Annotated in this window: 3 protein-coding genes; all 3 read left to right on the top strand. The window is 40.1% G+C overall.

Features of this window, described 5'->3' with window-relative positions:
* Nucleotides 1-1,420, top strand: a 1,420-nt coding sequence (locus tag LBH49_00635; protein MDR0351146.1) for an FHIPEP family type III secretion protein, incomplete at its 5' end; no start/stop codon positions are given.
* A gap of 33 nt (nt 1,421-1,453) precedes the next feature.
* Complete coding sequence (locus LBH49_00640) at nt 1,454-2,482, top strand: hypothetical protein (protein MDR0351147.1); 1,029 nt, start codon at nt 1,454-1,456, stop codon at nt 2,480-2,482.
* A 19-nt stretch (nt 2,483-2,501) separates the two neighbouring features.
* Nucleotides 2,502-10,933: hypothetical protein (locus tag LBH49_00645; GenBank protein ID MDR0351148.1), on the top strand; the 8,432-nt coding region annotated here is incomplete at its 3' end.

Raw genomic sequence — 10,933 nt, forward strand, 5'->3', positions numbered from 1 at the left:
CAAAGCCATAGAAGTGTATTCCATATTGACCATAGGAGATGGTCTGGTTTCGCAAATACCGGCGCTGATGATATCTATTACCGCCGGTGTGATAGTTACCAGGGTATCCTCCGATGCGGCCAATCCATTGGGCCGTGACATAGGTAAGCAGTTATTGTCAAGGCCGAAAGCACTGGTCATTGGTGGTTGTCTAATCGTCGGTTTCATGTTGATACCAGGATTTCCAAAAATACCATTTGTGATCATTGGTATTATTTCTGTCTTGGCCGGGCGTTCGCTGATGAAATCCGAAGGCGATGGCAAGGGCGATGTTCCCAAAACGGCAAAACTTGCCAAAGCCACCGGTATGCCATCGGATATTGCACCAAATATTCCCACATTTAAAGAAGAGAAGGAGGAATTTTCCGTTACTGTGCCGTTGCTGTTGGATGTGGCCTCATCCATAGAGGATTCGGTGGATCCCACTGCTTTGAATGATCAACTAATACAGATTCGGAAAGCTCTGTACTATGATCTTGGTGTACCATTTCCTGGTATCCATTTGAGATTTAACGAAAATCTTACCGATGGTATATATCAAATTCTATTGCAAGAGGTTCCGATTTCTCAAGGTCGGATTCTCAAGGATCATGTATTGGTTCGCGAATCCAAGGAAAGCCTTGGAATTCTAAATATTTCTTACCAAGAGGAGAAGGCATTTTTGCCAAACATACCATCGCTTTGGGTGAGCAAAGATCTCGTCCCACAGATGGATAAGGCCAGCATCAGCTATATGACTACACCTCAAATATTTACTTATCATTTATCATTCATATTAAAAAAGTATTCCGGTGAGTTCATTGGTTTGCAGGAAACCAGATTTATTCTGGAAAATATGGAAAAAAATTTCCCAGAACTAGTAAAGGAGGTTCAGAGGGTTCTGCCGGTACAAAAGGTTGGCGAGGTGCTACAGCGTCTTGTGCAAGAAGATGTTTCCATAAGGAATCTCCGATTAATCATGCAGTGTCTCATAGACTGGGGCCAAAAGGAAAAGGAACCAGTATTGTTGGCAGACTATGTGAGGTCCAGCCTCAAAAGGTATATCAGCTATAAATATAGCGGTGGGCAGAATATTTTGGCAGTGTATTTGCTGGATCCATCGGTGGAAGATGTGGTCAGAAAAGCCATAAGGCAAACATCGGCAGGAAGTTATCTAGCGCTTGAACCGGATACGGCAAAGCAAATTGTACATAAGGTTAAGGAGGAAGTGGGAGATTTTTCCAAAGAATCCAATAGACCTGTGTTACTAACATCAATGGACATAAGGCGTTATGTACGCAAACTGATAGAACTTGAGCTGTATGAAATGCCGGTACTGTCTCATCAGGAGCTAACCGAAGAAATAACCATACAACCATTGGGAAGAATTTCACTTGGATAATTTATAATTAAAATAATTGGAGGGATTTGTGCTATGGCAAATGAATTCAAAATTTTTACGAACAAAGAAGACAAAAATAATACCCAGATTTCTGAGGCTAGAAATCTTTTGGCATTGGCTGATAAAATGTTTAACGACTATTGTTTAGATGATGACACCATTGGCAAGTTTTTTGAACTGGAATTTGCAAAATCCTATAAATTTGACGTGTTAGAGGCTGTAAAGACCGAACGCAGTCGTCTTGAGATGATGGGATTGGTACCATCGAATGGATGGAAAAAGCTTCCTTTCGAAATCGATGCTCAAAATGACGAAAAATCCCATGAGCTGCTTCGCCGTAAAGCAAAGGAGCCGGAAAAAGAGAAGGTGGAAATCGCGATTAATACTGAGGATAAGCGCACTTCTTTGCAACAAATGGACAGGGTTAGGTACAAACTTGAGGAATCCATCGAGAGCGTAAAAGCTTCCGAGCTAGAGGTGAGAAATTCAATAAATGAAGGGCTAAATATTTCCTTTCAGCTACCATCAGAACAAGCCGCCGATCGCCCAGCGATTTCAACCTGCAAAGAGTCCTGTGATAAGGCTAAAATCTCGGAATTTTCAAGATCGGATGAATATAGTGATTTCTCTATTTCTGAATATGCCGAAAAGGTTGAGCCCAAGGATGATATGCAGCAAATTTCTACCCATCAAGTCATGAAAAAAGTTGCCGAAGAATTGGAAAAAGCCGGCATCATGCAATCGAAATGTGACCATGATATTTCTGAGAAAAAATCGGAGAATGATAGGATCGATAATGTTGTAAAACCGAAACCATCGGTCAATGGAAGTAAAACCTATCGTTCTAGCCGTAGTCGAGGCACTGTGATCTCCGCATTGAGATCGACGGTAAATAGGCACTATTTGGACAAAAACGTCAAATCCACACCGGAAAATAATAAACAGATAGTCAATGCCAGCGAATTGCCGGTCATATTGTCGCAACACATTGAACCAGAAAACGTTAAGTCAAATGTGGATGTCAGTAAAAAAGTTAAGATCAGGAGAAGGTTAAAACTATAAGTCAATAACGGAGGAACCTATGATAAAGATAAATCCAGCAGATTATGCCCCAGGGACCGGTGGTGCCATGGCTCCAAATTTTGAAGACCCGAATGATCCTAGGAATAATGTTTTCAATAAGGGCAAACATGTCGCGTTCTATGAGTATGAAGCAAATATTCCCGAGGGAGGTTTCGGGCCGCGTCCAAGCCCTTCGGAGGTGAAGAAGTCGCCGGGGGAAGTGCCCATGGCCTGGCAGCTTGGCATAAGAGAACCCGAAGAATACAAAGCTCCAATTTCTTCGAGTGCCGTGGCCAATACATTGTTTCCAACCTTTGAAGAGCCCATTGCGCCGGCGGCTCCGACACCCAGGGAATCGGCGATAGATAATGATTTGGATTCAATGCTCAAGTCATTGCCAGAGTATGCATTGCGTAATATTGATAAACTTCCAGATTCTTCCCTGGCACCGGATATGGCTCGCTTTGAATTTATCACCAAAGCTCCATTGGCACCTTCATCCATAGACCATGCCTGGTCTGTGGCAGAAGAGTATGGATTTGATCAAAAAAGTATCGAGAGTTTGACCTTTGTAGAGCAGCAGAAATATTTGGAAAATGCAGCCTATAGCATTGATAGAAACGAATCCATTTCTTTGGAAAATTCTGCTGCGTTTCTGCTAAAAGCAAAATCCCAGTGGAATAATATGCGACATTCATTTCTCGGATCGTTTTCCGTATTGCCATCACTACCAAATAATTGCACCTGGGCACAGTTGATTTCCTATGTAAACTATTATTTGATCAGGGATTCGTTCGACTATAATGCTTCCATATCCACTGAAGCCACAGAAATATTGGGTGAACAGATTGCAAAGACTGTATTGGCCGAATTTCCCGAAGCCATAGTTAAGAACAAATTGGCTTTGATTCAAAATGAAATTCTGAGAAACGAAGTAGACCTAGCATTAAATAGCAAAGAGGCCGGTTCGAAGTCTCTACTGGAAGAGATAGTTGCCAAAGTCGTCGAGGTGGCAATGATCGCAGTGAAAACCGAATCATCGAATGCATTTTCATCAATTTCGAATAAAATCACGGAGATAATAAATGATTTACCGTCGGAAATTGTCAGCAATGAAGTAAAGTCCCAATTGAGAACTATGCTAGGTGGGAATGGTGAATTCATATCCAGTGCTCCATTGGATATCAGGAGCATTATCATCGATGAGGTGAATAAGAAGAGGTTCGATATAACGATGAAGGATCTGTCTGCGGTTGTGACTAAATCTCATGATGAAGGAATACAAATTTCTGAAGCCACAATGATTTCAGCAGATAATATAGATGCATTTAAAAATTGTATGGAATATTTCCTACAGAAGCTAAAGGTTCAAAAATCCCAGGTCCCATTGCCAACTGGTCTTAGCGAAATCGATATAGTTGATGGCAGACCAGGAGATTTGGATGACATAATCCAAGTTCTCAATGAAGAAATGTTTAGCCTGGATAAATTCGTCCATGCCGAAGTAAATAGTGGAATATTTTCTGTGATAAAATCTCAGGTTTCTCAGCGTTTATCATTGGAAAAAATCCTAAAGGAATTAAATCTAAGAAAATTGAATCAAGGGCTGGATGTAAATTTAGCAGAAGATGTTAGATATTCAATCTCCGATGAGTTTTCCAACACATTGATCAGTGCAATAAGCGAAAAGGTTGTAACTGTGGTATCGGATCTACTGATTTCTTCCAGTGATGTTTCCAATCAAAATGTTTCAAATGCCATAAAAGAAGCATTGGCTGAAGTCGTAGAAAATCTCGATACACTGGTGGATACTGAGCATGTAATTGATGTTCAAGCCCTGAAAAATGAAGTGCAAGGAGTGCTCAGTGCATTGCTTGTACCAGATAATGAAATCAGTGCTTCATCAATGGCCTATGAAGTCATTGGTAAAACAGCGCAGAATGCAGTGACAAATGCCAATAAAAAGAAAATCGAGGCTCAGCTTAATTATATAAAAAGTCTATTGGTTAAAACTGATAAAAATAAGGAGATTGATCCGTCTCTGGAATTAGATGAAGCGACAAAGCTTAAATGGGAATATGCCTATGGCAAGTTACTGAAAGATCATTATGAGCCGATGCTTAGGAATGAACTGCTTGCCACGGCGGCCGGCATAGATGATTGGTTGGCATTGGCTGGCAATAGGCCCGTGGCCTGCGTTACCATTCAAAATAAAATCACGGAATTGCGCAAACAGTATGGTGTGTTTTATGAAGCCATGCAGGCCTTCGAAAACAAAGGCAAGTGTTTTTTGGAAGGTTCCGAATATATTAGATTTAAGGACCTAATGAACCAGTACGATTTATTTTCGGAATTTTTCACCAATGATAAACTGAACATGGAGGAAATGATATTGAAATATATAACTACCTACAATAGGTTCGGTATAAAATGCTATGCTTCACGTGAAAAATTTGACATAAGCGATTACAATAGGGAGCTGGAGAAAATATTGAGTGGCTTTACCGGCTCCTACGATGAAATCACAGAGTTGGTTAAGAAGAGACTGCAGAATGAAAAAACCAATCTAATTATTGAGCTTTATCTCATAGATATCTATGTGTCCTATGTGAAAGCAAATTATTTTAACCAAGATTTTTTCCTGCTTTTGACCAATGATTTGGTGGAAAATTGGCGTACCGATGATGTACAGAGGCAGCTATTGCTGAATAAGGTCTACGAGATTGCCATCGACTATGGCATATTAAAGACAAACGACAATGGCAATTTTGTTTCGGCCACAACGTTAAACTCTCCTGATTATAGATATGTCAATGGCATTGCTGATACGATCAAGGGGTACAATTTTGATACGGATCCGCAGATAATCATTTCGCAAATTTTAAAGACTATTAAGAATTATACCGGTACAGATTTATATACGAATGATAAATTTTTGGCAGAACTTCATGCTCTTTTGACCAAGGGAAATAGAATAAAATTTGATCCCGAAGATCCTTTATTGAAGGATATTGTAAAATACGCGGATTCCACGACCATAGATTTCACGCTCCGGAAGTTGCTGGTCGATACCATACCAGGAGTCAAAGGAGCAAATATTACTCCTGGACTTTTGGAGTTGGAAAAAACCGTAAATGCTGGTTTGGGTAGTGACATGAATGCTCAGTTTAAGCTGTGTACCGACGGTCTAGTCACACTGAATGAACAGTTCGCGAAATTATCAAAAACGGTGGCACCGGACGATATACAGACTGTGATAGACGCAATTTCCACGTTAACGACCGCTCAAAAGCCACCAACGGAAACCGGATCTAGAGCTGCAATTATATCGGAATTTGTCGAAGCTTATAATGTTATTTTGGGGCAAATAAAAGTAAATGTATTGCCGAAATTGACAGATTATAACAATTATCTGGCTTCGCATGGTCCGACAGACGAAGGTGTTTTGGAAAAGGTCTCAGCAGTAATATTTGCGGTGGATGGTGTCATTGGTACCGTAAATTCTAAAAATTTTCCAGATATTGAGGCCAAAGATGCCCAAAAGTTGGCGGCGACCATGGCCGATGTGCAGAATATTTTAAAATACAATACGCTGGGTATTCTATTGACGAATCTGCAAAATGTATATCCGTCCTGGGCCACGAATGATGAAGTGAAAGGAAAGGTAACTGATAAAATAAAAGCCCACAATGCGATGGCGTGGCTGAATACAACCAAATTGATTCAAACCATAAATGATTTTGATCCCAATAATATTTCCATAGCCAAGATATTTGGAGATATGTTAGAGATTGATCCAGCGAAATATTATAAGAATGACAATGATAGTAGTGGTAGCATAGCAGCTAGATTTCCGAGCATAGAGATAATCAAGACCATATTTAGCTCTTTGGATGGCGGTATGATTGATACCTACTATATCTATATGAATAGATTTAAAAATCTAGATTCGATAATTGGTGACATATGCAAGGCATCTTCTCTTTTAGCCATGTCCGAAGGCATAAAGAGCTTGAATGCATTGGGTCCATTGCCTATGACCAAAGGTAACGGTGATGCAAGTAGGCTGATGAATATGCTATCTGAAGTCTATAATATGATGTTAAATGAGCTAAAGACCTACACCAATGCCAATGGTGTGATGACGAACTATTTGTCCGCAATAAATGTATATTTATCTAACAAATCTGAAATCAATAGGAATTCTCTTAGGGCGGCTTTTGTTAAGCTGAAGGAGAAACTATTTGATGCCAACGGGATTAAAAAGGTCCTAAATGATTACAAAAATTACTCGATTGATGAAGAAGTTGAGGCATTGACCGACAAGCTGAATTACGCATTGGATAACCATAAAGCCGAGATTATAGGTTCATTTATAGATATTTTATATCCCAATTGGGCGAGTAATTCTGTCCAATATGAGGGTGCCAAGACCGAGTTAAGTAGCTATAGTTCGTCGATGATATCTGAGGAAATTTGCGATACTATGATGGCTAAGATTGAGGAAAATCTATGGCTAAAGGATGGTGATGAATATTCCTTCGAGGAGATAATGAATGATGTGGTGACGTCATTGACCTATCAGACTCCGGAGGGCGTGATCAATCAGGCCATGGCCGATGTGGCTACGGGCATTGCTTCGAAATTTTTTTTGAGTTCCTACAGCTATGATGCTCTCTATAGTTATATCAACAGCATTACCTTGGCTTCGCTGAGTAATCTTCCCAATGAAATTAGTAGAGCGGTATCAAACTTTGAATTCATAGATGATATCACTGAGCTTAGCGATAATTTTAAGCCTGAGCACTTGTCCGCCGATCTAAAGAAGGATGTTCATGTGATGGAGAGGGTCATCAAAGTCTTCAATACGGCCATGGAGACAGTCCGAGATGACCTTAAATGGAGGCTTGAAGATTACAAGTATAGGTTGGAGGCATACATCCCTGAGAAGGAAAAAGCAGATAAGCTCGGCTATGCTAATAACGCATATTTTGAGTTAAAAGATGCCGTGGCCGAACAGGATAGCGACAAAGCCAATCTGGAATTGCTAGAAAATGTCAATACAGCCTGCGATTCCTTCGTTGAAGAAGCCACTGCTTACAATACACTTAAAACCGATGTTGATGACTGTAATTCCAAATATGATAACCTAATCGACGCCGTGGGTAGTTATAATCCCATTGGTGCTTGTAGTGATAGCTATGCTGCCCTCAATACCGCTGTGAATAGTTATAAGGCTGTAGATAGTTGTGCATCAAGTTATGGAGATCTCGTCGCCGCCGTGGATAATTGCCAAGCCTTTGTCATTGCTAAACTGGAAGCAATCTGTAGAGAAATTTATTATTTTCAAGATTACTACGGTGGGCTTTTTGCTTTTAAGAATTATGGTTCCTCTAACTGGGGTAAGTGGCAGTACTACGACAACTACGACAAGTCAGGGGATGATTTCTCCAGGTTTGAAATGTATGTGGGAGGCTATGCCGAAGGTGAAAACAAGCTAGCTTGCCGTAAGAAAGGTCGTGGTATATTAATGGCGAATGGCAGTTTTGGCACCAAGTATAAAGCTCTTATCGATGCATATGTGAATGCCAAGAAAGATGCCATTATAGCCTATGATCCAAATTATAATACAGATAATATCGAGTGGGATTATAGTTTTTGGGATAAGGATGGTAAATGGAATGATGGTATAAGTAATAATGATAATAAGGTTCTTAAGGATGCTCGCGAGAAGGTTATAGATGATCTTCTGAATTATCTTACAAATGATAAATCAAGGGTCATGAAAGCCTATGCTGAATTAGAAGAGACCATAGCTATCTTTGAAACGGAAGACTTTCAGAATGGTGGTAGATACTACGATTTTAAGGTAATTTCTAAGTACAATGATCTGAAAATTAAAATAACAGGCTTCAACGAAAGGGTTGGAGACAATTGGGAAAACTTTAAGTATGAGGAGAATGGAAAGGAAAAAAAAGGGTTTGAGGCTTTAGTAGGAATTAATGAATCCTGTAGAACGCTGATTACTGATTGGGAGACGATTGGTGAAATTGGTGATATAAAAAACAAGATAGCCGATGATTTTAATACGCCAAATGAAATTAATACAAAGTATACTGCGTTTAAAACTATTGCTACAGATAATGATCTAAAGTCATTGGATACGAATTTTAGTGATGCATTAGATGCCGTTGGCGATATAACCATTACCGCTGAAAATATCGGTTTGCTTGTTGGTGTTATCGATGCCTACGGGGGCATGGAGGACGATGTACTTGATACTATCAATGATGCCTATGGTGCATTTAAGAGTGATGTGAATATAGCACTAGATGGCTCTGCTCTTAAAGCAGCCATGGATGAAGTGGAGACCATTACCGCTGAAAATATCGGTTCGCTTGTTGATGTTATCGATGCCTACGGGGGCATGGAGGACGATGTACTTGATACTATCAATGATGCCTATGGTGCATTTGAGAGTGCTGTGGATAGCCTAGAGAGTGCTGTGAATAGCCTAGAAGATGGCTCTGCTCTTAAAGAAGCCATGGATGCAGTAAGGCCCATTACCGCTGAAAATATTAATTCGCTTTTGCCGAAACTTGAAGACATTAATGGTATCTACAATGGTTTAGTTGGGGATAGTTTTGACAAGCTTGAGACAGTCTACGATAATTTCAAGAAGTCTTTGGATGCCTATAAAACAGTCCGTGGTGCTAATCTGATAAAATCCTTGGATAGGTTAATGGCCACGGCGGATATTCAGGAAGCCGTTTCTCTTAGTAATATTTGCGAATCCTACAATAATCTTCTGACCACCTGGGAAGCAATAGGCGGTGAAGGTAATTCTTTTTCCAGTGATACCAAACAAGCCTATAATGAGTTATTTACCGCGAAGACAGAGTATGAAGATTACATTAAAGCGCAGAAAGAGTATGAAAATTACATTAAAGCGCAGACAGCCTATGAAAGTTCCTCTAAAGAGCTGACAGACTATGAAATTTACCTTGGGGCGAAGGCAAAGTATGGAAATTTTCTTAGCGCACAGACAGGCTATGGAAATTCCATTGAAGATCAGACAGAGTATGAAAATTACATTAAAGCGCAGACAGACTATGAAAGTTCCTCTAAAGAGCTGGCAGACTATGAAATTTACCTTGGGGCGCTGACAGAGTATGAAAATTTTCTTAATTCGTGGATAGACTATGAAAATATAAATGAATTTACGGAAAAAAAGAGAGAACAGCTACGCGAAGAGCTTGAAACCACCTATAATGCTTTTGCTGAAGCCATAAATATTTTTAAAAATAGACCGAATATTAATATCTTTGCTTCCATCGATGAGTTATTTAACACATACATAGAGGGTGAAGCGATTGGTGAGGGTTTTGTGGAAGAATATGGCAAAATAAAAGAGGCTTTAGAGGCTTATGAGGCTATCGAGGTCAAGGTTTCAAAGCAGGATATCAACTTCGCCTGGACGCAGTTTTACGCCGCCTTTAGTAGCTATAACGATGTAAGGGAGAAGGATGGTATTGGTGGCGTGACAGGCTATGACAATTTTGTAAGCTCTTTGGATGAGTATCTACCGGGTTACGAGGATAATGCATTGGTGGTGCCGGAAGATCTGGCTGATATTATGGCCAAATATGAGGCTTTGCAGCCGAATTTGAATTCCTTTGAGGACGAAAAACTTAAGCCATTTTTAAATGAGATTAGAAATGCCTACGATTCACTGAGTGGAGTGTTATCGTCGTTGTCCACAGGGATCAATGGCCTAAAGATGCAACCCGGTGAAACTTCATTGGGTGTGACGCTCACCGAGGCCGACATCGCCAAGGGGAACGATCTCATCACTAGATTTGGGGAAGTCTTTGCCCAGATGAACAAATCCCAGGCCATGATGGTGCTCCAGGAAGAAAATAGAAACTGGGTTACGGATACCATGAAAAAACTTAAAATTCTTTATGAGATAGATAACTCAAGCATTTTTACCAAGGAAGAAAAAATTGCTATGATGTCTATAAACGAAATCTTTCCAAATCAAATGATTGATTTGGCCACAGCCCATGAAGAAGCTATAAGAATAATCAAGTATGATTATAATTATATTAAGCATAGTTATGACAATATCATGGCAATTAGATCGGCCATAGGTTCTCTGATGGCCTCAGTGGACTCATCGAATGATGATTTCAATGAAGCAGTAGAGGCCTTTGATTCATTGGGGCTCACTATGGCTGGAACATATGGTTCTGGTTCTGCACCCATAAGTGCTTGGCCAAGGAGGGGTGCATCTAACTTATTAGTGAGGCCGGTTAACAAAATTATTGCTAACCTTGGCACTATTAAGGCAGTTATATTAGGATATAGAGCAAAATTGCTGGCCTATAAAACTGCGCAGAAAAATGGCGTTGGGATGGAAGAGGCATTGGCCGATCTGGAAGCTGAATT

Source organism: Puniceicoccales bacterium (assembly GCA_031255005.1).
Lineage (GTDB): Bacteria > Verrucomicrobiota > Verrucomicrobiia > Opitutales > LL51 > JAIRTH01.